Below are 25,125 nucleotides of genomic sequence, written 5' to 3'. Positions count from 1 at the left end.
GCCGATAACACCAGCGATCCGCCAATTAATGAGGTGTTTATGTTTAGTCGTGTTCGAGTGGTATCCGGCCTGCTGTGCGTGCTGGCGTTATTTGCCTTACTGCAGCTGTTTTCCGGAGGAATGTTTTTTTCAACGGTGAAAGCCGATAAAGATAATTTTGCGTACAACCAACGTCTTAGCACCCTGCAGCGGGCGATGGGCACCTCATGGGTTTCGCTGGTACAGGCGCGTAACACACTGAACCGTGCCGGTATCCGCTATCTGCTGGACAGTCAGCAGGCCGGCTCCGGTGCCACGGTAAAAGATCTGGTGGCGCTGGCCAATACGGAGCTGAAAACCGCCGATCAGAGCTTTGCCGAGTTCAACGCTAACCTGTCGGAAAAGGGCAAAAGCGCGCAGAACGTGCTGACGCTGCAGGCTAACTACAACGCGTTTCGCGGGGCGCTGGCCGAGCTGATTGATTTTCTCAGTGCCGGTAACTTTAAAGGCTTTGTCGATCAGCCAACGCAGGGTTTTCAGGACAAATTTGAAAAGGATTACAACGCCTGGCTCGCCTACAACATTGTGCTGGCAAAACAGGGCATTGACGCCAATGAGAGCGCTTACCAACACGCGATTATGCTGGTGGTCGGTACGCTGCTGGTGACGCTGCTGGTGATTGCGCTGGTGTGGAGCGGTATGCGTACGGCGCTGATCCGTCCGCTGCAGCAGAGCATTGAGCACATCCGCCATATTGCGCGCGGCGATCTGACGCAGCCAGTCGATCTCAGCGTGCGCAACGAAATGGGCGACCTGCTCAGTTCGCTGCAGCACATGCAGCAGGAGCTGGCGCGCACCGTACGCATCGTGCGCGACGGTTCTGACGCCATCTACACCGGCGCCAGCGAAATCGCCATGGGCAACAACGATCTCTCTTCGCGTACCGAACAGCAGGCCGCATCGCTGGAGCAGACCGCGGCCAGCATGGAGCAGCTGACCGCCACCGTGAAGCAGAACGCGGAAAACGCCCGTCAGGCGTCGCAGCTGGCGCTGAACGCGTCCGAAACGGCGCAGCAGGGCGGCAAAGTGGTCGATGGCGTGGTCAGCACCATGAAGGACATCGCCGGCAGTTCGAAGAAGATTGCCGATATCACCAGCGTGATTGACGGTATCGCCTTCCAGACCAATATCCTCGCGCTGAACGCCGCGGTGGAAGCGGCACGCGCCGGTGAGCAGGGGCGTGGTTTCGCCGTGGTCGCGGGCGAGGTGCGCAGTCTGGCCCAGCGCAGCGCGCAGGCGGCGAAGGAGATCAAAGGCCTGATTGAAGATTCGGTCAGCCGCGTCAATACCGGCTCGGTGCTGGTAGAGAGCGCGGGCGAAACCATGAGCGAGATCGTCAACGCGGTGACCCGCGTGACCGACATCATGGGCGAAATCGCCTCGGCTTCCGATGAGCAGAGCCGCGGTATCGACCAGGTTGGCCTGGCGGTGAACGAGATGGACCGCGTCACCCAGCAGAACGCGGCGCTGGTGGAAGAGTCCGCGACGGCGGCGGCGGCGCTGGAAGATCAGGCCAGCCGACTGAAACAGTCGGTGGCGGTGTTCAATATTGGTAAAGAATTTGTCGCCCAGGCCGTTAACGTAACTACAGCGCCAAAAATTGCGCGTCCGTCTGCACCGCAGGCGCTGGCGCAAGCGGCAGGAGCTCGTGGCGCTGACGATAACTGGGAAACCTTTTAACCCTTGTGGCCGCCGCAGGGCGGCCCGTGTGAATGGTGTGCACTGGCAGCACAGTAGCAACCGCAGTATCACAATTTAATCAGTTTGTTGCCGGGTGACCCGAAATGAAGAAATCGACGTTATTGGATCAAAATGAAGCCACGACGCTGCTCTCACAAATGGTGCAGCGCCTGCCGCTTTCCGATACACATTTTCGTCGTATCAGCCAGCTGATCTATCAGCGCGCGGGCATCGTGCTGGCCGACCACAAACGCGAGATGGTTTACAACCGTCTGGTACGTCGGCTGCGCATGCTGAATATTGATGATTTTGGTCGCTATCTGGCGCTGCTGGAGCAGGACCCGAACAGTGCCGAGTGGCAGGCGTTTATTAACGCACTGACCACCAACCTGACCTCATTTTTCCGTGAGGCGCACCACTTCCCGATTCTGGCAGAGCATGCGCGCAAACGCAGCGGCAACTACAGCGTGTGGAGCACCGCCGCCTCAACCGGTGAAGAGCCGTACTCGATTGCCATGACGCTGGCGGAAACGCTGGGCACCGGACCGGGGAAATTTTCCGTCCACGCCAGTGATATTGATACCCAGGTGCTGGAGAAAGCGGTAGCGGGCGTTTATCGCCAGGAGGAGCTGCGCACCTTATCGCAGTCGCAGCTGCAGCGCTTCTTCCTGCGCGGCACCGGTCCGCACGCCGGTATGGTGCGCGTGCGCAGCGAGCTGGCCAACATGGTGAACTATGCGCAGCTCAATTTACTGGCGCACGACTGGGCGTTGCCGGGGCCGTTCGACGCGATTTTCTGTCGTAACGTGATGATCTATTTCGATAAAGAGACGCAGGAACAAATTCTGCGCCGTTTTGTCCCCCTGCTGAAGCCGGGCGGTCTGCTGTTTGCCGGGCATTCGGAAAACTTCAGTCAGATCAGTAAAGAGTTCTGGCTGCGTGGACAGACTGTCTATGGACTGACCAAGGAAAGACGATGAGCAAAATCACCGTGATGTGCGTGGATGATTCCGCGCTGATGCGCCAGTTGATGACGGAGATCATCAACAGCCATCCCGATATGGAGATGGTCGCGACGGCGCCGGACCCGCTGGTAGCGCGGGATTTGATCAAACAGTACAACCCGCAGGTGCTGACGCTGGATGTCGAAATGCCGCGTATGGATGGCCTCGACTTCCTTGAAAAACTGATGCGCCTGCGGCCGATGCCGGTGGTGATGGTTTCGTCGCTGACCGGTAAAGGATCGGAAGTGACGCTGCGTGCGCTGGAGTTAGGCGCGGTGGATTTCGTCACCAAGCCGCAGCTCGGCATCCGTGAAGGCATGCTGGCCTACAGCCAGATGATCGCTGACAAGATTCGCGCCGCCGCGCGCGCCAAACTGCATGCGCGTGCCGCCACGCCGCAGCCGGTGATGCTGAAAGCGGGACCGCTGCTGAGCAGTGAAAAGCTGATTGCCATCGGCTCTTCAACCGGCGGCACCGAGGCGATTCGCCATGTGCTGCAGCCGCTGCCGGCCACCAGCCCGGCGCTGCTGATTACGCAGCATATGCCGCCCGGTTTTACCCGCTCGTTTGCCGAGCGGCTGAACAAGCTGTGCCAGATTACCGTGAAAGAGGCGGAAGACGGCGAGCGTATTTTGCCCGGTCACGCCTATATCGCGCCGGGCGCGATGCACATGGAGCTGGCGCGCAGCGGTGCCAACTACGTGGTGAAACTGAACGACGGACCGCCGGTGAACCGCCATAAACCGTCGGTGGACGTCCTGTTCCGCTCGGTGGCGGTCAACGCCGGGCGAAATGCAGTGGGGGTCATTCTGACCGGCATGGGCAACGACGGCGCGGCCGGGATGCTGGAAATGCACCGCGCCGGCGCGTGGACCATCGCCCAGGATGAAGCCAGCTGTGTGGTATTTGGTATGCCGCGCGAAGCGATAGCGATGGGCGGCACCAGTGAAGTGGTCGATCTGGGCCACATCAGCCAGCATATGCTGGCCAAAATTAGCGCCGGACAGGCATTGCGAATTTAACGAGCCGGTCCTGCCGGACAAGACAACACAGGAGTAGATATGGCTGATAAAAACATGCGCTTTTTGGTAGTGGACGACTTCAACACGATGCGTCGTATCGTCCGTAACCTGCTTAAAGAGCTGGGATTCAATAACGTGGAAGAGGCCGAGGATGGCGTCGACGCCCTGACCAAACTGCGTGCAGGCGGCTTCGATTTCGTTATCTCTGACTGGAACATGCCAAACATGGACGGTCTGGAACTGCTGCAGACCATTCGTGCCGACGCCACGCTGGGCAAACTGCCGGTGCTGATGGTCACTGCCGAAGCCAAGAAAGAGAACATCATCGCCGCCGCGCAGGCCGGTGCCAGCGGTTACGTGGTGAAGCCTTTCACCGCCGCCACGCTGGAAGAGAAGTTGGGCAAAATCTTCGAAAAACTGGGTATGTAAGGAGATGTGATGAGCGACCTTCCGAAACCAACTGAAGAAGCTTCGGCACACGAGATTATTGCCCGGATTGGCTCTCTGACACGTATGCTGCGTGACAGCCTGCGCGAACTGGGGCTGGATCAGGCCATTGCCGAAGCGGCAGAAGCGATTCCGGACGCGCGTGACCGTCTGGATTATGTGGTGCAGATGACCGCACAGGCAGCGGAACGTGCGCTGAACTGTGTGGAAGCGGCGCAGCCACACCAGGACCAGATGGAAGCCGGCGCCACCCAGCTGAAAGGCCGCTGGGATGCCTGGTTTGAAAACCCGATCGAGCTGGCGGATGCACGCGAGTTGGTTTCGGATACGCGCCAGTTCCTTGACGACGTTCCGTCTCACACGGCGTACACCAACAAGCAGCTGCTGGAAATCATGATGGCGCAGGATTTCCAGGACCTGACCGGTCAGGTAATCAAGCGCATGATGGATGTGATCCAGGAGATCGAACGCCAGCTGCTGATGGTACTGCTGGAGAACATGCCGGAAGCCAATGCGGCGGCACGTAAAGAGGGCAACAGCCTGCTGAACGGTCCGCAGATCCATGCTAACGCGCCAGGTGTGGTTTCCAGCCAGGACCAGGTTGACGACCTGCTGGACAGTTTAGGTTTTTAATGCTGATCGGGTGTTCAACCCGCATCCGAACCCTCTCCCGCCCGGGAGAGGGGAACGCACGACGTGTTTTCCCGTCTGATCGCCCTGCATGCCCGCGGGTGACGTAAATTCTGAAACATAGCAAGACAAGTCCTACGTTGGCGCGAGGATATGTTAAGGTAACCTCGTACAGTTTTGTGAGCTACTTCAAATTCTAAACTGAAACGACTACTCTTTTGCTATGCTGCCATTGGTTCTGACCCGCAAAATTTTCGCTGCTGTAACTTTAGGGGCCCCTGTACTGGCGGCCGTTGCGCCTGCGCAGGCCTTCACCGGTAACAGCGACGTCTCTGCAACACCGTTTGCCGATCCGGCACGTTTCCAGAAAATTGCTGATGAATTACCGGCGCTGGGCTATCAGGACGATACGTCGGCGTTCAGTAAAAAGCTGGCGGGCATTGCCAAAAGCATCGGCGAGGCCAGCCAGAACAGCGACAGCGATACCACGCTGGGTCAGCAGGCCGGAATCTGGGCGTTTAACCATTTTCGTGATGAGGTTGCTACCCGGGTGGCGGATGAAGGGCAGTCGCTGCTGTCGCCTTATGGCCAGGCACAGATCGATCTTAACGTCGATATGGAAGGTAACTTCAGCGGCAGCGGGGCTTCGCTGCTGACGCCATGGGCCGATCGCTACAATTACCTCACGTTCAGCCAGCTGGGCGTGCACCAGACTGATGACGGGCTGGTGGGCAATGCCGGGCTGGGACAGCGCTGGGTGGCCGGCAGCTGGCTGCTGGGCTATAACGGCTTCGTTGATCGGCTGTTTGACAGCGGCTTGCAGCGCGCTTCGCTGGGCACCGAGGCCTGGAGCGACTACCTGCGCTTATCCGCCAACTACTACACGCCGCTGTCCGGCTGGCGCAATCGCAACCCGTTCCAGCAGCAGCGGCTGGCACGCGGGTATGATGTCACCACCCAGGGCTATCTGCCGTTTTACCGCCAGCTGGGCGTGTCGGTCAGCTGGCAGCAGTATCTCGGCAACAATGTCGATCTGTTTAATTCCGGCAACAGCTATCACAATCCTTCAGCGCTGACGCTGGGCGTCTCCTACACGCCAGTGCCGCTGGTCACCGTATCGGCCAGCCACAAAACCAGTAATGAAGGCGAGAGCCAGGATCAGCTCGGCTTACGTCTCAATTACCGCTTTGGCGTGGCGCTCAGTCAGCAGCTCAATCCGGATAACGTCGCCGCCGCGCGTTCGCTGCGCGGTAGCCGCTATGATTTGGTCACGCGCAGCAATACGCCGGTGCTGGAGTTCCGCCAGCGTAAAACCCTGTCGGTATTCCTCGCCACGCCGCCGTGGCAGCTCAATGCGGGCGAGAGTTTGCCGCTGAAACTGCAGATCCGCAGTGCTCATCCAATCAGTAAAGTCAGCTGGCAGGGCGATACGCAGGCGCTGAGCCTGACGCCGGGTGCCGATCCCAACGACCCGCAGGGCTGGAGTATTATTATGCCCGCGTGGGATGCGTCGCCTGAGGCGAACAACAGTTATCGCCTGTCAGTGACACTGGAGGACAGCAAGCAAAATCGCGTGACTTCCAACTGGATTACGCTGCAGGTGCAGCCGCCGGTGATGCTGGAGCAGGGGGGCGAAAACCGCTTCGACCTGCTGGCGCCATAATCAGCGCGGCACCAAAGAAAAAGGGCAGCCGGAGCTGCCCTTTGCTGCATCCTCAGCCGACACTTGCCGGGATGCCATGAGGGTAAATCATCATCAGAACTGGTACACCAGACCGACCGCGGTAATATCGTCGGTTTTCAGGCGCAGCGCGTTGTCATCTTTCAGCAGGTTGATGCGGTATTCGCTATAGACCGACATGTTCTTGTTGAAGTAGTAGGTGGCACCCACGGACGCGTATTTGAACAGCCAGGCGTCGCCGACGTTTTCAATATTTTTGCCCTTTGAGCTCACGTAGCCCAGCGACGGACGGAAACCGTTCAGGAACTGATACTGCGCCACGGCTTCAAAGTTCACCGCTTTGTTGGCGAACCCGCTGTTACCGATTGGCGTGGCGTTGTGGGACTCGCCGTAGATGGTCGCCAGATAGAGCTGGTTAGCATCATATTTCACCCCGGTTTCCCAGTGTTCGGCTTTCTCACCTCTGCCGTAGGTGGCAAGGTTTTGCGCACTGACGCGATTGAGGCTGGCATAGGCGGCAACCGCGCTCAGGCCAAAGTCGGTGTCATACGAGGTGGAAAGGGCGAAACCGTCACCGTTAGAGCGGCGTACCGCCAGGTTTGGCGTTGCCGCGCTGTCGCTGCGCTCGTTTTTCCCTTCGTACTGCGCTGCGACGTTCCAGCCTTTAACCAGACCGAAGAAATCTTTGTTACGCCAGGTCAGCACGCCGGTGGAGCGACCGGACAGGAAAGCATCGACATAACCGGAATCACCGCCGAAGAAAGGCAGCATATCGGTATAGCCCAGCACGTCATAAATCAGACCATAGTTACGGCCATAGTCGATCGAACCAAACTGCGCAAACTTCAGACCCGCATAGCCGAGGCGGGTTTTGTTACCGGCCTGCGCATCGGCGCCTTCCGTGTTACGCAGGCTGAACTGCGATTGCCAGAAACCGTAGCCGGTCAGCTGATCGGTAATTTTGGTTTCGCCCTTAAAACCGATACGGACATACGATGAGGTATCACCATCATTGGTGGTGTCATCGGAGAACAGGTGCGACACGTTAATTTTGCCGACCAGATCCAGCTTGTTACCATCCTTATTATAGATTTCAGCGGCCTGAGCCACAGAAAGTCCCAGCAGCAATGGCATGACTGCTGCCAGTAAAGTGCGCTTCATCATTTATATTTTTACCCTGTGTTATTTTTTAATTTTTTAAGCCCCTGGTGGGGTGACAAGAAAATGACACAAAAGGATAAAGATCAGTAGTGCAATAGTTGTAACAAATAATTTCTTATTGGCTATTTGTGCGATTTTCATACGCCAATTCCATTATTCGGAAATGGGAATCGCTTTTACTTATCATGATTAAGTGAGCGTTTAATCGACGATTAATATTTATCTTATTGATAAATAATGATTAAAGTAAGAGGGGTATGACTTAATAAAAATAGCGTTTTATTGCCTTAAATAGCACAAGCCTATGCCATAAAGTTCAATGCTTATGAATCAAAGCAGGCTGATAGTCACCCCGTAAATTATCTGCATTGACGCACTGTGTCGGTATATTTCAGGCTAAATAATATCCCGATCTTTAATACGTTTAATTACCGGCCAGCCTGGCATAAGGTAGCAAAAATAAGTTAATCAGTTGTTACTAATAAGCGGCCGACCTGCACCACGCCGATGCCTGAACCGGACTGTCACTTGCACCCGTTAAGCGCAGTGCGCCCCAAAATGGCGCAGCAGACGCCTCATTTTGGCGAAATATCTGCTGTGCGATCACAAAAGCAATATTTCATTTTGCGAATGCATAAATCCGCTAAACAAATTACTGCGGTGCCGCTGTTATCGGATGGTTATTCACTTTTTATGCATTAAATGTGCATAGCGAAAGGGCGTAAATCATTGATATTTCGTTGCTGAACCTGATTTATGCATTTTTTCCTCTGGCTGGCACGTTAACTGCACTCTATAGTCGAGCTGCAACTCAGCAACTTTTAACAATTTTAAAACAAAAGCTTCACCCGAAGTGAGGCAGGAGAAATGGCTATGTCACTGCAGGTTTCACGTCACGATTTCGATCAATGGATGATGCCGGTTTATGCCCCTGCGGCTTTTGTGCCGGTGCGTGCCGAAGGTTCTACGCTGTGGGATCAGCAGGGCAAAGAGTACATCGATTTTGCCGGTGGCATCGCGGTGAACGCGCTTGGCCATGCCCATCCCGCGCTGCAGCAGGCGCTGACCGAGCAGGCCGGTAAACTGTGGCACACCGGCAACGGCTACACCAACGAACCGATTCTGCGCCTGGCGAAGCAGCTGATTGATGCCACCTTTGCTGACCGCGTGTTCTTCTGTAACTCCGGGGCGGAAGCCAACGAGGCCGCGCTGAAGCTGGCGCGTAAAGTGGCGCACGACCGTTTCGGTGCCGAAAAAAACGATATCGTCGCCTTCACCAATGCCTTCCACGGCCGCACCCTGTTCACCGTTTCAGCTGGCGGCCAGCCCGCCTATTCGCGCGACTTCGCCCCGTTACCGCCAGCCATTCAGCATGCCACCTTTAACGATCTGGCCTCGGCGGCGGCCTTAATTAATGACCAGACCTGCGCGGTCATCGTCGAGCCGATTCAGGGCGAGGGCGGTGTATTACCGGCCGATCCGGCGTTCCTGCGCGGACTGCGCGAACTGTGCGACCGCCATCAGGCGCTGCTGATTTTTGATGAAGTGCAGAGCGGCGTCGGCCGTACCGGCTCGCTGTATGCCTATATGCATTACGGCGTCACGCCGGATGTGCTGAGCACCGCCAAGGCGCTGGGCGGCGGCTTCCCCATCGGTGCGATGCTGACGCGTGAAGATCTGGCGCAGGTGATGGGCGTCGGTACGCACGGCACCACCTACGGCGGCAACCCGCTGGCCGGTGCGGTGGCCGGTAAAGTGATGGAGCTGATCAATCAGCCTGAGTTTATGGCTGGCGTGGCCGAGCGGCACCAGTGGTTTGTCACGGCGCTGCAGGAGATCAACCAGCGGCTGCCGGTGTTTAAAGAGATTCGTGGCCTGGGGCTGCTGATTGGCGCGGTACTGAATGACGATTTTGCCGGTAAAGCCAAACAGTTCAACCTGACGGCGGCGGAAGAGGGCGTGATGGTACTGATCGCCGGTGCCAGCGTGGTGCGCTTTGCGCCGGCGCTGAACATCAGCGAGCGTGAAGTAAAAGAAGGGCTGGCGCGCTTCGAACGCGCCTGCGCACGCGTGCTCAAAGGAGCCACATCATGATGGTGATCCGCCCCGTCGAACGTGACGATCTGCCGCAGCTGCTGGCGCTGGCGGGGAAAACCGGCGGCGGTCTGACCTCGCTGCCCGCCGACAGCGAGACGCTGAAGGCGCGCATTGAGCGCTCGCTGCAAACCTGGCAGGACGCGCTGCCGCGCGCTGAACAGGGCTACGTGTTTGTACTGGCGGATAGCAGTGACAATCGCGCCGTCGGCATCTGCGCCATTGAAGTGGCGGTAGGTTTGCAGGATCCCTGGTACAACTTCCGCGTCGGTACCCAGGTGCACGCCTCGAAAGAGCTGAACGTCTACGCCAGTTTGCCGACGCTGTCGCTGAGTAACGATCACACCGGCAGCAGCGAACTGTGCACGCTGTTCCTCGATCCTGACTACCGCGACGGAAAAAATGGCCATCTGCTGTCCAAGTCGCGCTTTCTGTTTATGGCGAATTTCCGCGAGCGCTTCATGAAGCACGTGGTCGCGGAGATGCGCGGCGTCAGCGACGAGCAGGGACATTCGCCGTTCTGGGACAGCGTGGGCAGCCGTTTCTTCTCCATGGAGTTTCGCCAGGCCGATTTTCTCAGCGGCACCGGGCAAAAAGCTTTTATCGCAGAACTGATGCCCAAGCATCCGCTGTATATCCACTATCTGTCGGAAGCGGCACAGCAGGTGATTGGTGAAGTCCACCCGAAAACCGCGCCGGCGCGCGCGGTGCTGGAAGCCGAGGGTTTCCGCTATCTCAACTATATCGACATCTTTGACGGCGGCCCGACGCTGGAGTGTGAGATCGACCGCATCCGCGCCATCCGCAAGAGCAAAGTGCTGACCGCCAGCGAAGGCGAAGCTGAGGCGCACTGGCCGCTGTGTCTGGTGGCGAACTGCGACTATCAGCAGTTCCGCGTGGCGCTGCTGCCGGTCGATGTCGCATCCGGACAGGTTTTGATTAATCAGCAGCAGCGCACCGCGCTGCGCTGCGACTATGGCGATTCGCTGCGGGTGGTTACCCTGGGTCGCGAGGAGAATAACGCATGACGCATTTTATCAACGGTGAATGGCAGCCGGGCAGCGCGGAGACGCTGAGTAAACACAATCCGGTGAGCGGCGAGATCTTATGGCAGGGCAACGCTGCCTCTGCGGCGCAGGTGGCGGCGGCCTGTGAGGCGGCACGCGCGGCGTTCCCGGCATGGGCACGCCTGCCGTTTGCTGCCCGCCAGGCGCGGGTAGAGGATTTTGCCCGTCTGCTGGAGCGGGATAAAACCGAGCTTGCGGCAATCATCGCACGTGAGACCGGCAAACCGCGCTGGGAAACGCTGACCGAAGTGCAGGCGATGATCAATAAAGTGGCCATTTCGATTAAGGCTTATCACACCCGCACCGGCGAAAAGACCGAAGGTGAGAGTTCACTGCGCCACCGGCCGCACGGCGTGCTGGCGGTGTTCGGCCCGTATAACTTCCCCGGCCATCTGCCGAACGGACATATCGTGCCGGCGCTGCTGGCGGGCAACTGCGTGTTGTTTAAACCGAGCGAACTGACCCCCGCCACCGCAGAGAAAACCGTGCAGCTGTGGCAGGAAGCGGGCCTGCCGGCGGGTACGCTGGCGCTGTTACAGGGCGGACGTGATACCGGCCAGGCGCTGGCGCAGGCGGAGCAGATTGACGGCCTGCTGTTTACCGGTAGCGCGGCCACCGGCTATCACCTGCATCGCCAGTTAGCCGGACAGCCGGAGAAAATGCTGGCGCTGGAGATGGGCGGCAACAATGCGCTGATTGTAGAAGATCCGGCCGACATTGATGGCGCGGTGCATATCGCTATTCAGTCGGCGTTCATTACCGCCGGCCAGCGCTGCACCTGCGCGCGTCGTTTGCTGGTGAAACGCGGTGCGGCGGGCGATGCCTTCCTGCAGCGCCTGGTCGAGGTGAGTGCGCGCCTCAAACCGGCAGCGTGGGATGCCGAACCGCAGCCGTTTATGGGCAGCGTGATTTCGCCCGCCGCCGCCGGGCAGATCTTCGCCGCCTGGCAGCAGCGGGTTGCGCTGGGTGGCAAGGTGCTGCTGGCGATGCGCTGGCCGGATCGCGACAGCGCGATTATTACGCCCGGCATCATCGACATGACCGGCGTCGCCGGACTGCCTGACGAAGAGGTGTTCGGACCGCTGCTGCAGGTCATCCGCTACGACCATTACGCGCAGGCGATTGGCCTCGCCAACGACACGCGCTACGGATTGTCGTGCGGGCTGGTGTCACCACAGCGTGACCAGTTTGATCAGCTGTTGCTGGAAGCGCGCGCCGGCATCGTGAACTGGAATAAACCGCTGACCGGCGCCGCCAGTTCGGCACCGTTTGGCGGCGTAGGCGCTTCCGGTAATCACCGTGCCAGCGCCTGGTACGCGGCAGATTACTGCGCCTGGCCGATGGCCTCGCTGGAGAGCAGCAGCTTAGCGCTGCCGGGCAGCCTGTCGCCAGGTCTCGATTTTGCTGCTTCAGGAGCGACATCATGAAGGCGTTTGAAGCAAACTTTGATGGTCTGGTCGGCCTGACGCACCACTACGCTGGCCTGTCGTTTGGCAACGAAGCCTCCACGCGCAATCAGCTGCAGCCCTCCAATCCGCGGCTGGCGGCTAAACAGGGGCTGCTGAAAATGAAGGCGCTGGCCGACATGGGCTATGTGCAGGGGGTTATCCCTCCGCACGAGCGGCCTAATCTGCCGCTGCTGCGCCAGCTGGGATTCAGCGGCAGCGATGCGCAGGTGCTGGCCAAAGCGGCGCAGCAGGCACCGCAGCTGCTGTCAGCGGCCAGTTCGGCGTCGGCGATGTGGGTGGCCAATGCGGCCACGGTTTCGCCCTCTGCCGACAGCGCCGACGGCAAAGTGCATTTTACCGTTGCCAACCTGAACAATAAGTTCCACCGGGCGATTGAAGCGCCGGAAACCGCCGACCTGCTGCGCGCCATCTTCCGCGATGGCCGCCACTTCAGCGTACACGACGCGCTGCCGCAGGTGGCGCTGTTTGGTGACGAAGGTGCAGCCAACCATAACCGCTTCGGCGCTGACTATGGCGCGCCCGGCGTTCAGCTGTTTGTCTACGGTCGTGACGGCCAGCAGCAGGGCAGCGCACCGGCGCGCTATCCGGCGCGTCAGACACGTGAAGCCAGCGCGGCGGTGGCGAGACTGCATCAGCTGGATGACGCGAGCACGCTGTTTGCTCAGCAAAATCCGGCGGTGATCGATCAGGGGGTGTTCCACAACGACGTAATCGCCGTCAGCAATCAGCAGGTTTTTTTCTGCCACGAAGAGGCGTTTGTCGACCAGCCCCAGCTGCTGCAACAGCTGGCGGCGCAGGTGCCAGGCTTCCAGCCGATTGTGGTGCCGCGCGATCGGGTGTCAGTGGCCGATGCGGTGAACACCTACTTGTTTAACAGCCAGCTGCTGCAGCATCCGGACGGCGGCATGCGGCTGGTGCTGCCGGAAGAGTCGCGCCAGCATCCCGGCGTGTGGCGCTACCTGAGCGAGCTGGTGGAGAGCGGCGGCCCGATTTGTGAACTGCAGGTGTTTGATCTGCGTGAAAGCATGTGCAACGGCGGCGGACCGGCCTGCCTGCGTCTGCGCGTGGTGTTAACCGAGGCGGAGCGTCAGGCCGTCAATCCGGCCGTGCTGATGAACGATCGCCTGTTTACGCGTCTGAATGACTGGGTGGACCGTCACTATCGCGACCGCCTGACGCAGGCCGACCTGGCCGATCCGCAGCTGCTGAGCGAAGGGCGAAGCGCGCTGGACGAGCTGACACAGCTGCTAGACTTAGGCAGTGTCTACGCGTTTCAGCGTTAACGCCGGGGGCAAATGTGTTGCCCCCTGTGTCAGAAAGGAGTGAACATGCAGGACTTTTTACAGCAAACCCTGTCAGGCAGGCCGCCCGCGCAGCGGCAGGGCAGTAACGCCCACCTGCACTGGCAGTGGCATGATGAGGGCATACTATCCCTGACACCGCATACGCCCACGCAGCAGGCGCTGGTTCTCTCCGCCGGGATTCACGGCAACGAGACCGCCCCGGTGGAGATCCTCAACCTGTTGCTGACGCCGCTGCTGCAGGGGGAAAAACCGCTGGCCGTGCGCCTGCTGGTGATCCTCGGCAACCCGGCGGCGCTGCGCAGCGGCAAACGCTACCAGCATTATGATATCAACCGGCTGTTCGGTGGCCGCTGGCAACAGGTGGCCGACGTGCCGGAGGCGCAGCGCGCGCTCCAGCTGGAGCAGGCGCTGGAGAACTTCTGGTGCGAGTGTCTCGATCACGAAATTCGCTGGCATCTCGATTTGCACACCGCGATTCGCGGTTCGTGGCATACGCGCTTTGGCGTGATGCCGCTCAACAGCCAGCCGTGGCCAGCGGATTTTTTACACTGGCTGGCAGCGGCCGAGCTGGAGGCGCTGGTGTTTCACCGTGCGCCGGGCGGCACCTTCACCCACTTCAGCTGTGAACACTACGCGGCAGCCAGCTGTACGCTGGAGCTGGGAAAGGCGCTGCCGTTTGGCGAGAACGATCTTACTCAGTTCAGCGGTGTGCAGCGTGCGCTGGCGGCGCTGCTGTACGGTGAGGCGCTGCCGGCGGTGCGCGAGACGCCGCGCCATTACCGCGTAGCGCAGCAAATCACCCGGCACGGCGAGCAGTTTGTTCTGCATATGGGCCCGGAAACCCTCAACTTCACGGCTTTCCCGCAGGGCACGCTGCTGGCGGAAGAGGGTGAGCGGCGCTATTACGTGCAGCAGGCGCGTGAATATGTGCTGTTCCCCAATCCCAGCGTGGCACCGGGCCTGCGCGCCGGGCTGATGCTGGTAGAGGAGAGTGAGCAGACCCAGGCGCTGGAGTTGTAATCGAAAGCTTTACCCGGCAATCCCTCCTCTCCCTGTGACGGGAGAGGTCACGGGTGAGCAGAGAACGTGCGCAAATTAACGACATTTTCCCTTCCGCAAAACCGACAAAGCCATTACACTCCTCCTTAATTCCTGCGCTTTCCCCTTGATCGTCATACTCTTTTGCAATTCCTCACGCATTTCTTCGCAATCTCTCCATGATTGCCCGATAACTGTCTTTTATGCTTGCAGGGCTTTACTCAGCCTCTGAGTAGTTGACGTTCAGCGTCGTATGCTTGTTTCCGAAGACGCGACACAGGCTGTCGTCATTAAACTGAAAAGTAAGGACAATATTATGCGTAAACTGACCTCCCTGTTTCTGGCTACCGCAATGGCTTTCGGCGCCGCCAATATCGTCCATGCTGCGGCTGACAACCTGACGCCGCCGCCAGCGGGCAGTGAAAAACCGATGCACAAGCCGATGCGCCACCACGGCATGGACATGATGTTCAAAGACCTCAACCTGACCGACGCGCAGAAAACCCAGATTCGCGACATCCTGCGTGACAGCCATAAAGACATGAAGCGTCCATCGCTGGAAGAGCGTCGTGCTAACCACAGCATCATCGCATCCGACACCTTTGACCGTGCCAAAGCAGAAGCGCAGGCAGACAAAATGAGCGCCAATGCGAAAGAGCATGCGCTGAAGATGCTGGAAACCCAGAACAAGATTTATAACGTGCTGACGCCAGACCAGAAGAAGCAGTACAACGCCAACTTTGAGAAACGTCTGACAGAAAAAGGCCCGCACGACGGTAAAATGCCGCCACCGCCGGCTGATGGCGAATAAGCCGTTTAGCTCACCGGTTTGAGACCGCCGACGTTGTCCATGGCACACTGTGCTTTGGGCAGCGTCGGCGGTTTTGCGTTATAGCTCAATCAGCGGATAAACGCCGGACAGCAGCGGTCGGCAGAGAATTTTGTAACCGTCATGGTCGAAGCCGTGACGCGCACGCTGTAGCTGACGCGCTTCCTGCTCATTGCTGACCGATCCCAGCCAGAACCAGTGATCGATGACGTGAATCTGCGTCATCTCCGTCCCGCGCTCCACCATACCCACCGGGCCCTGCCACGGCCAGCACACCACGCGCAGCTGCTCCAGCCCTGCCAGCAGGCGCTGCTGATGCGCCGCCAGCGGTTCCGCCCCGCAGCAGGCACCGGCACAGCGTTTAAGCGCCGCGCGGAAACAGCCGCGCCCCGGCTGCAGGCGCTCTAATCCCAGCAGGCCGTGACACAGGCGCAGCTCATCGGCGAGGCTTTTCAGCTTCTCTAAGGCGGCAAAGCGGCTGCGGAATAACCCGTACAGGTCAGGCGAGGAGGAGAAATCGAGATCGCGCGCGTAAACCACCTGCGGTGCGCCATCGCCCAGCTGCAGCGAGCACAGCTGGCGGTTTTTGCGCAGGCGCTTATTGAACAGCGGCTGCTGCGTTTTGATCATCTGCGCTTCGAGCAGCTGTGCGCCCACGTCCCCGGCGGTGGGGATCCAGCTGACGCGCCGCGCCTGGCGCAGCATGCTGGCTTCATCCGCCGTGCGAAAATGGGCCATCACCCGGCTGCGCAGGTTGATGCTCTTGCCGATGTACAGCGGCAGGTTGTCGTTATCACCGTGGAAAGTGTAAACGCCCGGCTGATTAGGCAAGCCTTCCAGCCACTGACGCAGATGTTCGGGATATTGATAGATAGCCGCCGCATCAAATTCGAGGCGATGGCGGTTTGCTCGTCTGACCAAAGAACGCTCCGCTTACTGGTTGTGCATACAGTATATCAGCGTGCGCGTTTTCCCGCCAGCGGGGACGTGAAGAGGCTGGCTTCCCGCCGGGGGAGCGGGAAGCCGCAGGGATTACTTCTTCCAGAAGTCGTCGAACACGGTGATCGGCGGACGACGTTTATGCTCGGTTTTGGTATACCAGCCTTCAATGATTTTCGCCGCGTCGGCGTCGATGGTTTTGCCTTCGAGGAAATCATCAATCTGCTGATAGGTTACGCCCAGCGCCACTTCATCCTGCAGACCGGGACGATCGTCCTCCAGATCGGCGGTGGGGTGCTTGAGATAGAGGTGTTCCGGGCAGCCGAGCGCTTTCAGCAGCTGTTTGCCCTGGCCTTTGTTGAGGCGGAAAATCGGGTTGATGTCGCTGCCGCCGTCGCCGTACTTGGTAAAGAAGCCGGTCACCGCTTCTGCGGCGTGATCGGTGCCGACCACGACGCCTTTGGTCATGCCGGCAATGCTGTACTGGGCTTTCATGCGTTCGCGCGCTTTCTCGTTACCGCGCACAAAATCCGACAGGGCAATGCCCGCCTCCTGCAGTGCGCGCTCGCTGGCCAGTACCGCTTCTTTGATGTTGACCACCAGCGTGCGATCCGGCTGGATGAATGCCAGTGCATCCTGGCAATCCTGCTCGTCAGCCTGCACGCCATATGGCAGGCGCACGGCGATAAAGCTGTAGTCGTGATCGCCGGTCTCTTCACGCAGTTCAGTAATGGCAGTCTGCGCCAGCTTGCCGGTCAGCGTTGAGTCCTGACCGCCGCTGATGCCGAGCACCAGGGTTTTGATAAACGGATGGGCTTTCAGATAGGACTTCAGAAAATCGACGCTGACGCGGATCTCCTGCTGCGGGTCGATAACCGGTTTAACACCCAGGGCCTGAATGATTTCCTGCTGCAGTGACATGAACCTCTCCTCAAGTCGGTAGCCTGACGGCACAATGCGAATCATGTGCTAAAGCTAACGCCTCCGCAGAAAAACAACAAGCCGAACGGCTTGTTGTCCGGTGTTTCTGTTGGCAATTCAGGCGCTTTTTGGTTTCTGCGCCAGCAGCATGAACATCACGATGGCCAGCATAAAGCAGCCAAAGATGGTGGCCGTCATGCTGATGACCGAGGTGCCGCCAAGGCCGGTGATCGGTACGCTGAGCGCGCCGAGCGAGAACATCGCAACGCCGATCACCGCCGAGGCGCTGCCGGCGCGGTGGCCCTGGCTCTGCATCGCCAGCGATGACGCGGTGGTGGCGATCACGCCGTTACTGGCGATGGTGAAGAACAGCGCCACCAGCACCAGCGGCAGCGGCGCGCCGCTCACGCCGGCCAGCAGCAGGCAGTTGGAGGCGACAAAAGCCAGCGTCAGGCCGCCCTTGAGCACGCGATATTCGCCCCACAGCGGACAGAGCCGGGCGCTGGTCTGGGAAGCAATCACCAGGCCAATACCGTTCGCCGCAAAGCACAAGCTGAATGCCTGCGGTGACAGGCCGTAAATCTGCTGCAGTACAAACGGTGAGGCGCCGATATAAGCAAACATGCCGGACATCATGAAGCCCTGCGTCAGGCAGAAGCCCATAAACGGCCGGTGGGTGATGACCTGGCCGAGCGCCGCCCAGGCGGAGAAGATCGATCCCTGGCTACGGCGTTCGGCCGGCAGGGTTTCGCGCAGCTTCCAGCGCGCCAGCAGAATCAGCAGCACGGCAATCGCGCCCAGCACTACAAAGATGCCGCGCCAGTTCAGCACCGTCATCAGCGCACCGCCCAGCACCGGCGCACCAATCGGCGCCAGGCCATTCACCAGCATCAGCAGGGCAAAAAAGCGCGTCAGCTCATGGCCGCTATACATATCGCGGGCAATGGCACGCGACAGCACCGCGCCGCCGGCACCGGCCAGCCCTTCAAACAGGCGCGCCACCAGCAGAGCGTGAATATCCTTCGCCAGCGCACAGCCAATCGAGGCGATGAACAGCAGCGCCAGCGACAGCAGCAGCGGACGAATACGGCCAAACTTATCGCTCATCGGACCAAACAGCAGCTGTCCGGCGCCCAGCCCCAGCAGACCGGCGGTCAGACTTAGCTGGGCGGTGGCGGTTTCGGTACCGAGGTCGCGCGCCAGTTCAGGCAGGGCAGGCAGATAGAGATCGATACAAAGCGGCCCGAGCGCGGCGAGCAGGCCGAGCGTAATGGCATAAACCAGCCGGTTAGGGTGTGCAGGTGTCATTGATCCTCTGTGTTATTTTTGGCTTTAAGATGTATCTTGCGCCGCGATTATACGGAGCCGGTGACGGCAAAACAGTATCTTTACGTAATCCTGACGCTTCAGAACTGACCGAAAGCATCGCCATTGAGTTGATAAATCTGGAATTATGTTCCAGGCTTAGTGGGACATGGACAAAGTATGAGGAACAACAAGATGAATAAAGTGCTGGGATGTATCGCTGCCGCTATGACGCTGGCAGCCCTGTCTGGTTGTACAACTTACGATCGTGCGGAAAGCTACGTGACTAAGCCTGTGGTGAAGGATGTGAAAAAAGGCATGACGCGTGAACAGGTGCGCCAGATTGCCGGACCGGCGTCAACCGAGATCACCATGGTTCACGCACGGGGTACCTGCCAGACCTACGTGATTGGTGAGCGTGATGGTAAACAGCAGACTTACTTTGTGAGCTATAACGACACCGGTCGCGTCATGAACTACGGCTTCCAGAGCTGTAAGGATTACGATACCGATCCGCAAGCCGCGCAGTAACGGTAGCAGAATAACAAACGGCCCGTCTCAGACGGGCCGTTTTTCTTTGTGCGCTTACAGCCCATACGGCCGCGGCACCTCAATGTAGCTGCCGCTGATCTCGCGCTGATAGTAGTGACCATCCTGCACGTAATAGCGTTTGCCGTTGTAATCCAGAACGCGCATGGCGCTGGTCGGTGGGCCATCCGGTGGCTGGACCACCACGTAGGTGTCGCCCTGCCGCTGGTAGTAGCTACCGTTCAGCAGGTAGTAGGTCAGTCCGCCAATCAGCACGGCGGTCGCGGCCTCCGGCAGAAAACGCAGCGGTCCGGGATGTCCCCAGCGGGGTCCCGGACCACCCTAGTGCGGGCCGGGTCCCGGACCCCAGCCATACGGATGAGCAAAACTTACAGTTGGCGCTATCAGGGTTAACGCCAGCATTGAGGCGATAACGTTTCTCATGGGGGTTCTCCTGCGGTAACTCCCCGCAGCATTCGCCTTTCAGCGCGCAAACTCAAGCAAAAAACCGTCGATTTTGCCTCCGTTTACCATGCTTAACGCTTTCCTGACGTTAGCGCCACGATTGCGGAAAAAAGTGCAGAAAACGGCAAAAAAAAACGGCAGGCTTTGCAGCCTGCCGTTACGGGAAAACGGGTTACTTAGCGGTGCGCCAGTTCCGCGTGTTCGTCGCTCTCCAGCACTTTTTTGTCGGTCATACCCAGCCAGCGGCTGGTCAGTGAACCGGCGGTCATCGAGCCGTTAACGTTGAGCGCGGTACGGCCCATATCAATCAGCGGTTCGATGGAGATCAGCAATGCCACCAGCGTGACCGGCAGTCCCATCGCCGGCAGGACGATCAGCGCGGCAAAGGTCGCGCCGCCACCGACGCCCGCCACACCGGCTGAGCTCAGCGTGACAATACCGACCAGCGTGGCGATCCATACCGGGTCAAACGGGTTGATACCCACGGTCGGCGCTACCATCACCGCCAGCATGGTGGGATAGAGGCCGGCACAGCCGTTCTGGCCGATGGTCGCGCCAAATGAGGCCGAGAAGCTGGCGATGGATTCCGGTACGCCCAGACGACGCGTCTGTGTCTCCACGTTCAGCGGAATACTGGCGGCACTGGAACGGCTGGTGAAGGCAAAGGTAATCACCGGCCAGACTTTACGGAAGAAGCGCAGCGGGTTGATACCGTTGATTGACAGCAGCAGCGCGTGAACGCCAAACATGATTGCAAGGCCGAGATACGAGGCCACCACAAAGCCGCCCAGCTTGATGATGTCCTGCAGGTTGGAACCGGCAACCACTTTGGTCATCAGCGCCAGCACGCCGTACGGCGTCAGCTTCATGATCAGACGGACCAGCTTCATCACCCAGGATTGCAGGGTATCAATCGCCACCAGCACGCGCTCGCCTTTAGCTTTGTCATCTTTCAGCAGCTGCAGCGCCGCCACACCGAGGAAAGCGGCGAAAATCACTACGCTGATGATCGACGTTGGATTGGCACCGGCCAGATCGGCAAACGGGTTTTTCGGGATAAAGGAGAGCAGCAGCTGCGGCGTACTCAGATCCGCGACTTTACCAACGTAGTTGCTCTGGATGGCGCTCAGACGCGCGGTTTCCTGCGCGCCCTGTACCAGTCCTTCCGCGCTGAGGTGGAACAGGCCGGTCACCAGCACGCCCACCAGTGCGGAAATGGCGGTGGTAAACAGCAGCACGCCGATGGTCAGCACGCTGATTTTGCCCAGCGACGAGGCGTTATGCAGCCGCGCCACCGCACTGAGGATTGAGGCAAACACCAGTGGCATGACAATCATCTGCAGCAGCTGAACATAGCCGTTGCCGACGATGTTAAACCAGCCAATCGACTCTTTCACCACCGGGCTGTTTTCGCCATAAATGGCCTGTAGTGCCAGGCCAAAGATCACCCCCAGCACCAGGCCGGTCAGCACGCGCTTCGACAGGCTCCAGCTCTGGTTGCCGACGCGGTTTAACGCAATCAGCAGCGCGACAAATGCCACGATATTGATGATCAGAGGAATATTCATTGTTAACTCCTGAAGGTCGCCACGCGATCGCGCCGCGTAACCGAAAATAGCAGAGGGATCCTCTGTAACTGTCGCGGCATGGTACCAGTTGGCCCTGCGGGAACAATATATCTAAATCGTCTGGGTTATAACTAAATTGAATTTAAGGCGATTATTTCAGCAATCGCTGGCAGAAGGAAAAACACATCAGCGCGTACTGCCGTTCACCAGCCGGCCAATGCCGTTCTGCAGGTTGTTGAACAGCTGCTCCGGCCAGCCGTTAGCGCCAAACGACGGCATACCGGGCGGAAACCACAGCGCATAACCCACTAGGGCGAGGCACAGCGCGCGCTCCAGCTGGTTGCCTTGCTGGCTGTTGAGGATAGGCAGGCGAAAGCGCCAGCGGCACGGCCACAGCAGCGGCACGCCGGCGGGCGTCAGCATATCGGCGACAATGTGGCTCAGATAGCCGAGCGTCATGCCCTGCAGGACATCCGCTGGCAGGAACCAGTCGGCCGGCACGTTAATCTGAAACAGCCACAGGCTGACCGCCACCGCCAGCAGGCTATGGGTAAAGCCGCGATGGCCAAAAGCGCGGGCTATCGGCTGCGACAGCCACTTTAGCCGCTGGCCCAGCACTGATTTAGGGTGATCGATATCCGGCAGCAGGCAGGTCAGCAGCGCAGCCGGCACCAGATGCCACCAGTCGGCACTGGCCATCACCGGCGTCAGTTCGGCGCGTTTGGCAAATATCGCACTGGCGATGGCAAAAATGATATGGCCTTCGGCCGTCATGATGGAACCTGGCTGCAAAAACTGTCGATGCATCCAGTATAGGGATTTATCCAGTAAATGAGAACGGTGACGCTGTAACGAAGAGTGAATTTTTTGCTGACCCGCGCCTGAAAAAAGCGCGGGAAATTAACGGTCTGGCTTACTTTTGCGCCTGGCAACCGGGCGAAACATCAGCCAGGCGTAACGCGCGATGCACACCGATCAGTTAAACAGATGTTCCGCCTGCAGCTGCGTCAGGTTTTCCAGTTGCACATTGGCCAGTGCCCAGCGCGCATCGTGGCGATGTTCGGCGGCAGGCACCACAATGGAACGCATGCGCGCGGCTTTGCTGGCGATCATGCCGTTGAACGAGTCTTCCAGCGCCACGCAGTTGAGCGGATCAACCCCGAGCTTTGCCGCAGCATCCAGATACACCTGCGGATGCGGTTTGCTGTAAGGCAGCGCTTCAGCCGAGGCGAGGGCGCTAAAGTAGTGACGCAGATTGAACATCTCCAGCACGCGTTCCAGCATCGCCAGCGGAGACGCCGAGGCCAGCGCAATCGCCAGTCCCTGTTGCTGACACAGCTGCAGCGCCTGCTCTACGCCAGGCAACAGCGGCCGCGTCTCTTCGACCAGCGCCAGTGCGCGGGCAATAATGCGCTGAGTGACTTCGGCCTGATCCGGCCCGTTCCACGGCAGCGCTTCGTACCACATGCGCACGGTTTGATCGATGCGCAGGCCGAGCGTATCCGGCAGCTCGTGGCGGCGGCTAATATCCACATTCAGGCTGGCAAACACCTCCAGCTCGGCGCGATCCCATAGCGGTTCAGAATCAATCAGTAAGCCATCCATATCAAAAATAGCGGCCAGCACAGGGCGACGATAGGTCATACAACAGCTCCATTGACAGTTTGCCCTACCTTAACATGGGCGGCGGCGAAAACCGACTTACGGCAGGTTACGCATTTTTCAGGAAAATTTGCTGTAGTGCAGGTAGACTTAGGGCAAAACTACTGTTTGTGAAGGGAAGACACCATGACATATCAACAGGCTGGCCGCATCGCCATCCTCAAGCGAGTGGCTGGCTGGGTGATTTTTATTCCGGCGCTGTTATCCACCCTTATCTCCATCTTAGGCTTCATGTTTAAACACAGCGAAAAGCAGCCCGGCATTGACGCCGTGATGCTCGACTTCGTGCATGTGATGGTGGATATGATTAAGTTCAACACGCCGTTTCTCAATGTGTTCTGGAACAATTCGCCGGTGCCGGAATTCAACGGCGGGGCCAATATTGGCTTCTGGCTGATCTATATCCTGATATTCGTGGGCATCGCTTTGCAGGCCTCGGGCGCACGCATGTGGCGTCAGGCGCGCCACATCAAAGAAGGCATTGAAGACCAGATGATTCTGGAACAGGCGAAGGGCAGCGAAGGGCGCACGCGGGCGCAGCTGGAAGAGAAAATCCATGTGCCGCGCCACACCATTTTGCTGCAGATTTTCCCGCTGTACATTCTGCCGGTGATCATCGCCGTGGCCGGTTACTTCGTGTTGAAACTGCTCGGTATGCTGTAAAGCGTCAGGCCGGTCTGACCTGGCGCTGGCCCAGCGCATCCTCCTCCAGCAACTGGCCGATAGCGAACTGCGCTTCGCCGGCCCAGTTGCCGCCAAAGACGTTGGCGCGGTTGAGCAGATAGTAGAGCTGATACACCGGCTGACGCTGCGAGAAGCCTTCCGGCAGCGGCCACACCGCATGATACCCTTCGTAAATCTGGCGCGGCAGATCGGCGTAATAGCTGAGCATCGCCAGGTCGCATTCGCGATCGCCCCAGTAGCAGGCGGGATCGAACAGCCACGGGCCGCTGGCGCTGCCGGCGCAGTTGGCTGGCCACAAATCACCATGCAATAACGACGGTTGCGGATGGTGATTAGCGAGGCTGCGCTGCACGCAATCCACGATCAGCTCCATGTCACCGTAGTGCACGCCTTTCTCCGCCGCCAGCTGCAGCTGCCAGCCGATGCGCTGTTCGGCGAAAAACACCGACCATTTGCGTAACCAGCTGTTGGGTTGCGGCGTGGTGGTAATGTTGTTGTCGAAGTCGAGACCAAACTGCGGTTGCTCGCTCCACTGGTGCAGATGGGCCAGCTGCTGGCCGAGCTGGAATGCGCTTTGGGCGTCGAGTGGCTGCGGGAGAATGTATTCCAGCAGCAGAAAGCTGGTGTCACGATCGTTACCGACGCCGTAGACCTTCGGCACGCGCACCGTGTGGGTACGCGCCAGCAGATCAAGCTGGTCGGCTTCCCAGCTGAACAGCGTCAGCATGTCGCGCGTGTTGCATTTGACGAACACCTCCAGCTCACCGTAGCGCAGGCGCCACGCCGGATGAATATCGCCACCGGGCAACTCATGACGTTCGGTGATTTCGGCATCGCCGGCGTACTCGCTTAACAGACGACTAATGGCTGACCACATCGGGTAATCCTCTTTATTCGCTGCGTAAGGTCGATTGTAACGCGCAAAACTTGCACAACTCCAGCGGCAATGCGCAATTTGCGGATTGCGTCAGGCTTGCGCTTTGAGAAACGCCTCCAGCGTGGTGACGTCAGCGTCCGGCTGCTGATCAAGCGCCACTGCCGCCAGCCCGGCGGCGTGTTCCGCCAGCGCCTGCTCCTCCAGCGCACTGACAATGCCAAAGCTGTTGGTGCCCAGCTCGTGCGGATGGCCGTCCGCATCGTGTAACGTGGTGCTGTAACCACCGTTAACCATCGCGCTATTCAGCGCCTGCAGATCGCCAAGACCCCTTTCCTGATAACGGAAGGTGACAACGTAACGCTTGAGATCATGATCGCTCATCTTTTCACCTCATTGTTATCGAACAGATTTCAGCGTAGACCAGCGCCTGCGATAGAGCGAATTCTGCACAATCGCCCGGCGGCGCACAGCGTAAAGTCCTGTCAGGGTCGGCAGAAAATTCTTGTAGCATTTAAGCTGTTATTTGGTTATTTGCCGCCTATAATGCGCGCCGGAAATGGGAAGATTCCCAATCCACACGCGGTGCCAGCGCAAAACCTGGCGATTCTGGTGCTTTCATACTTTTTTACAAAACTTACCGTAAATTGCATTGATTGCCCGGGAAAATTCTCCAGACTCATCTCTTTTTCAACTGTCGTACGGGTTACCTTT

At 58.8% G+C, this 25,125-nt stretch carries 23 protein-coding genes and 1 pseudogene; 14 read left to right on the top strand and 10 right to left on the bottom strand.

The annotated features are described in order from the left end of the window. The first annotated feature begins 39 nt into the window (after positions 1–39). From C1N60_RS11510 to C1N60_RS11485, 6 genes are all read left to right on the top strand, one after another. Complete coding sequence (locus C1N60_RS11510; RefSeq protein ID WP_394520865.1) at positions 40–1,719, top strand: methyl-accepting chemotaxis protein; 1,680 nt, start codon at positions 40–42, stop codon at positions 1,717–1,719. A gap of 104 nt (positions 1,720–1,823) precedes the next feature. Further along, complete coding sequence (gene cheR / locus C1N60_RS11505) at positions 1,824–2,699, top strand: protein-glutamate O-methyltransferase CheR (RefSeq protein ID WP_031279190.1); 876 nt, start codon at positions 1,824–1,826, stop codon at positions 2,697–2,699. After that, the gene (locus tag C1N60_RS11500) at positions 2,696–3,745 is read left to right on the top strand and encodes a protein-glutamate methylesterase/protein-glutamine glutaminase (protein ID WP_021506273.1); all 1,050 of its coding nucleotides are present in this window, start codon (positions 2,696–2,698) and stop codon (positions 3,743–3,745) included. Before cheR ends, C1N60_RS11500 begins: the two co-directional genes overlap by 4 nt. A 39-nt stretch (positions 3,746–3,784) precedes the next feature. Then, positions 3,785–4,174, top strand: coding sequence for a chemotaxis response regulator CheY (gene cheY / locus C1N60_RS11495; RefSeq protein WP_021506272.1), 390 nt, complete (start codon positions 3,785–3,787; stop codon positions 4,172–4,174). 9 nt (positions 4,175–4,183) lie between these two features. Further along, positions 4,184–4,825 (top strand): protein phosphatase CheZ, encoded by a 642-nt coding sequence (cheZ, locus tag C1N60_RS11490; RefSeq protein ID WP_058757663.1) that lies wholly within the window; start codon positions 4,184–4,186, stop codon positions 4,823–4,825. Between the two features lie 220 nt (positions 4,826–5,045). Continuing rightward, positions 5,046–6,485 carry a YchO/YchP family invasin gene (locus tag C1N60_RS11485; protein ID WP_152391082.1) on the top strand — a complete coding sequence of 480 codons (1,440 nt, stop codon included), beginning with the start codon at positions 5,046–5,048 and terminating at the stop codon, positions 6,483–6,485. A 93-nt stretch (positions 6,486–6,578) separates the two neighbouring features. On the opposite strand, the gene C1N60_RS11480 is transcribed toward C1N60_RS11485, so the two are convergent. Continuing rightward, positions 6,579–7,667, bottom strand: coding sequence for a porin (locus tag C1N60_RS11480; RefSeq protein ID WP_058782069.1), 1,089 nt, complete (start codon positions 7,665–7,667; stop codon positions 6,579–6,581). Between the two features lie 870 nt (positions 7,668–8,537). On the opposite strand from C1N60_RS11480, the gene C1N60_RS11475 reads away from it, so the two are divergent. From C1N60_RS11475 to spy, 6 genes are all read left to right on the top strand, one after another. Next, positions 8,538–9,758, top strand: a complete 1,221-nt coding sequence (locus tag C1N60_RS11475) for an aspartate aminotransferase family protein (protein ID WP_394520864.1) — start codon at positions 8,538–8,540, stop codon at positions 9,756–9,758. Then, entirely contained in the window at positions 9,755–10,786 is a 1,032-nt protein-coding gene (gene astA / locus C1N60_RS11470; protein WP_021506267.1) for an arginine N-succinyltransferase, read from the top strand. The genes C1N60_RS11475 and astA overlap by 4 nt, the downstream gene beginning before the upstream one ends. Then, positions 10,783–12,252 (top strand): succinylglutamate-semialdehyde dehydrogenase, encoded by a 1,470-nt coding sequence (astD, locus tag C1N60_RS11465; protein WP_394520863.1) that lies wholly within the window; start codon positions 10,783–10,785, stop codon positions 12,250–12,252. Before astA ends, astD begins: the two co-directional genes overlap by 4 nt. Next, a complete protein-coding gene (gene astB / locus C1N60_RS11460; protein WP_394520862.1) occupies positions 12,249–13,577 on the top strand; it encodes an N-succinylarginine dihydrolase in 1,329 nt (442 codons plus the stop codon). The genes astD and astB overlap by 4 nt, the downstream gene beginning before the upstream one ends. Positions 13,578–13,622: 45 nt before the next feature. Further along, complete coding sequence (astE, locus tag C1N60_RS11455; RefSeq protein ID WP_059011766.1) at positions 13,623–14,618, top strand: succinylglutamate desuccinylase; 996 nt, start codon at positions 13,623–13,625, stop codon at positions 14,616–14,618. Positions 14,619–14,952: 334 nt separating this feature from the next. Next, a complete protein-coding gene (gene spy / locus C1N60_RS11450; protein ID WP_021506263.1) occupies positions 14,953–15,447 on the top strand; it encodes an ATP-independent periplasmic protein-refolding chaperone Spy in 495 nt (164 codons plus the stop codon). Between the two features lie 78 nt (positions 15,448–15,525). Here the strand turns inward: spy and cho are convergent, their stop codons facing one another. The 3 genes from cho to C1N60_RS11435 all read right to left on the bottom strand — a co-directional run bounded on the left by cho (position 15,526) and on the right by C1N60_RS11435 (position 18,633). Continuing rightward, the gene (cho, locus tag C1N60_RS11445) at positions 15,526–16,386 is read right to left on the bottom strand and encodes an excinuclease Cho (protein ID WP_394520861.1); all 861 of its coding nucleotides are present in this window, start codon (positions 16,384–16,386) and stop codon (positions 15,526–15,528) included. A 111-nt stretch (positions 16,387–16,497) separates the two neighbouring features. Continuing rightward, a complete protein-coding gene (gene nadE, locus C1N60_RS11440) occupies positions 16,498–17,325 on the bottom strand; it encodes an ammonia-dependent NAD(+) synthetase (protein WP_021506261.1) in 828 nt (275 codons plus the stop codon). Between the two features lie 117 nt (positions 17,326–17,442). Beyond that, a complete protein-coding gene (locus C1N60_RS11435; RefSeq protein ID WP_394520860.1) occupies positions 17,443–18,633 on the bottom strand; it encodes a multidrug effflux MFS transporter in 1,191 nt (396 codons plus the stop codon). A gap of 192 nt (positions 18,634–18,825) precedes the next feature. Between C1N60_RS11435 and osmE the strand changes: the two genes are divergently transcribed. Then, positions 18,826–19,161, top strand: coding sequence for an osmotically-inducible lipoprotein OsmE (osmE, locus tag C1N60_RS11430; protein WP_021506259.1), 336 nt, complete (start codon positions 18,826–18,828; stop codon positions 19,159–19,161). Positions 19,162–19,215: 54 nt separating this feature from the next. Here osmE and C1N60_RS11425 read toward each other — a convergent pair. From C1N60_RS11425 to hxpB, 4 genes and pseudogenes are all read right to left on the bottom strand, one after another. Beyond that, positions 19,216–19,602 (bottom strand): annotated as a pseudogene (locus C1N60_RS11425) (DUF6515 family protein). A 197-nt stretch (positions 19,603–19,799) separates the two neighbouring features. Continuing rightward, complete coding sequence (locus C1N60_RS11420; RefSeq protein ID WP_021506257.1) at positions 19,800–21,191, bottom strand: L-cystine transporter; 1,392 nt, start codon at positions 21,189–21,191, stop codon at positions 19,800–19,802. A gap of 186 nt (positions 21,192–21,377) precedes the next feature. Continuing rightward, positions 21,378–21,965: a metal-dependent hydrolase gene (locus C1N60_RS11415; RefSeq protein ID WP_021506256.1), complete on the bottom strand. Its 588-nt coding sequence runs from the start codon at positions 21,963–21,965 to the stop codon at positions 21,378–21,380. Between the two features lie 201 nt (positions 21,966–22,166). Then, positions 22,167–22,835, bottom strand: a complete 669-nt coding sequence (gene hxpB, locus C1N60_RS11410; RefSeq protein ID WP_058757670.1) for a hexitol phosphatase HxpB — start codon at positions 22,833–22,835, stop codon at positions 22,167–22,169. 144 nt (positions 22,836–22,979) lie between these two features. Here hxpB and C1N60_RS11405 point away from each other — a divergent pair, with 144 nt between their 5' ends. Further along, positions 22,980–23,516, top strand: coding sequence for a YniB family protein (locus C1N60_RS11405; protein ID WP_021506254.1), 537 nt, complete (start codon positions 22,980–22,982; stop codon positions 23,514–23,516). 4 nt (positions 23,517–23,520) lie between these two features. Here the strand turns inward: C1N60_RS11405 and C1N60_RS11400 are convergent, their stop codons facing one another. Further along, a complete protein-coding gene (locus C1N60_RS11400) occupies positions 23,521–24,414 on the bottom strand; it encodes a fructosamine kinase family protein (RefSeq protein WP_211725570.1) in 894 nt (297 codons plus the stop codon). A 90-nt stretch (positions 24,415–24,504) separates the two neighbouring features. Beyond that, positions 24,505–24,795 carry a type V toxin-antitoxin system endoribonuclease antitoxin GhoS gene (gene ghoS, locus C1N60_RS11395; protein WP_058757672.1) on the bottom strand — a complete coding sequence of 97 codons (291 nt, stop codon included), beginning with the start codon at positions 24,793–24,795 and terminating at the stop codon, positions 24,505–24,507. Positions 24,796–25,125 lie beyond the last annotated feature (330 nt).

The organism is Pantoea sp. SGAir0184, assembly GCF_043544755.1.
Note: the sequence above shows the minus strand (reverse complement) of the source record. Positions and strands in the feature narration are given on the sequence as shown.

What these genes read in the sequence shown, in the direction of transcription:
- C1N60_RS11510 (WP_394520865.1), top strand. Translation starts at nt 40, where the DNA reads ATGTTTAGTCGTGTTCGAGTGGTATCCGGCCTGCTGTGCGTGCTGGCG.
- cheR (WP_031279190.1), top strand. Translation starts at nt 1,824, where the DNA reads ATGAAGAAATCGACGTTATTGGATCAAAATGAAGCCACGACGCTGCTC.
- C1N60_RS11500 (WP_021506273.1), top strand. Translation starts at nt 2,696, where the DNA reads ATGAGCAAAATCACCGTGATGTGCGTGGATGATTCCGCGCTGATGCGC.
- cheY (WP_021506272.1), top strand. Translation starts at nt 3,785, where the DNA reads ATGGCTGATAAAAACATGCGCTTTTTGGTAGTGGACGACTTCAACACG.
- cheZ (WP_058757663.1), top strand. Translation starts at nt 4,184, where the DNA reads ATGAGCGACCTTCCGAAACCAACTGAAGAAGCTTCGGCACACGAGATT.
- C1N60_RS11485 (WP_152391082.1), top strand. Translation starts at nt 5,046, where the DNA reads ATGCTGCCATTGGTTCTGACCCGCAAAATTTTCGCTGCTGTAACTTTA.
- C1N60_RS11480 (WP_058782069.1), bottom strand. Translation starts at nt 7,667, where the DNA reads ATGATGAAGCGCACTTTACTGGCAGCAGTCATGCCATTGCTGCTGGGA.
- C1N60_RS11475 (WP_394520864.1), top strand. Translation starts at nt 8,538, where the DNA reads ATGTCACTGCAGGTTTCACGTCACGATTTCGATCAATGGATGATGCCG.
- astA (WP_021506267.1), top strand. Translation starts at nt 9,755, where the DNA reads ATGATGGTGATCCGCCCCGTCGAACGTGACGATCTGCCGCAGCTGCTG.
- astD (WP_394520863.1), top strand. Translation starts at nt 10,783, where the DNA reads ATGACGCATTTTATCAACGGTGAATGGCAGCCGGGCAGCGCGGAGACG.
- astB (WP_394520862.1), top strand. Translation starts at nt 12,249, where the DNA reads ATGAAGGCGTTTGAAGCAAACTTTGATGGTCTGGTCGGCCTGACGCAC.
- astE (WP_059011766.1), top strand. Translation starts at nt 13,623, where the DNA reads ATGCAGGACTTTTTACAGCAAACCCTGTCAGGCAGGCCGCCCGCGCAG.
- spy (WP_021506263.1), top strand. Translation starts at nt 14,953, where the DNA reads ATGCGTAAACTGACCTCCCTGTTTCTGGCTACCGCAATGGCTTTCGGC.
- nadE (WP_021506261.1), bottom strand. Translation starts at nt 17,325, where the DNA reads ATGTCACTGCAGCAGGAAATCATTCAGGCCCTGGGTGTTAAACCGGTT.
- C1N60_RS11435 (WP_394520860.1), bottom strand. Translation starts at nt 18,633, where the DNA reads ATGACACCTGCACACCCTAACCGGCTGGTTTATGCCATTACGCTCGGC.
- osmE (WP_021506259.1), top strand. Translation starts at nt 18,826, where the DNA reads ATGAATAAAGTGCTGGGATGTATCGCTGCCGCTATGACGCTGGCAGCC.
- C1N60_RS11420 (WP_021506257.1), bottom strand. Translation starts at nt 21,191, where the DNA reads ATGAATATTCCTCTGATCATCAATATCGTGGCATTTGTCGCGCTGCTG.
- C1N60_RS11415 (WP_021506256.1), bottom strand. Translation starts at nt 21,965, where the DNA reads ATGACGGCCGAAGGCCATATCATTTTTGCCATCGCCAGTGCGATATTT.
- hxpB (WP_058757670.1), bottom strand. Translation starts at nt 22,835, where the DNA reads ATGACCTATCGTCGCCCTGTGCTGGCCGCTATTTTTGATATGGATGGC.
- C1N60_RS11405 (WP_021506254.1), top strand. Translation starts at nt 22,980, where the DNA reads ATGACATATCAACAGGCTGGCCGCATCGCCATCCTCAAGCGAGTGGCT.
- C1N60_RS11400 (WP_211725570.1), bottom strand. Translation starts at nt 24,414, where the DNA reads ATGTGGTCAGCCATTAGTCGTCTGTTAAGCGAGTACGCCGGCGATGCC.
- ghoS (WP_058757672.1), bottom strand. Translation starts at nt 24,795, where the DNA reads ATGAGCGATCATGATCTCAAGCGTTACGTTGTCACCTTCCGTTATCAG.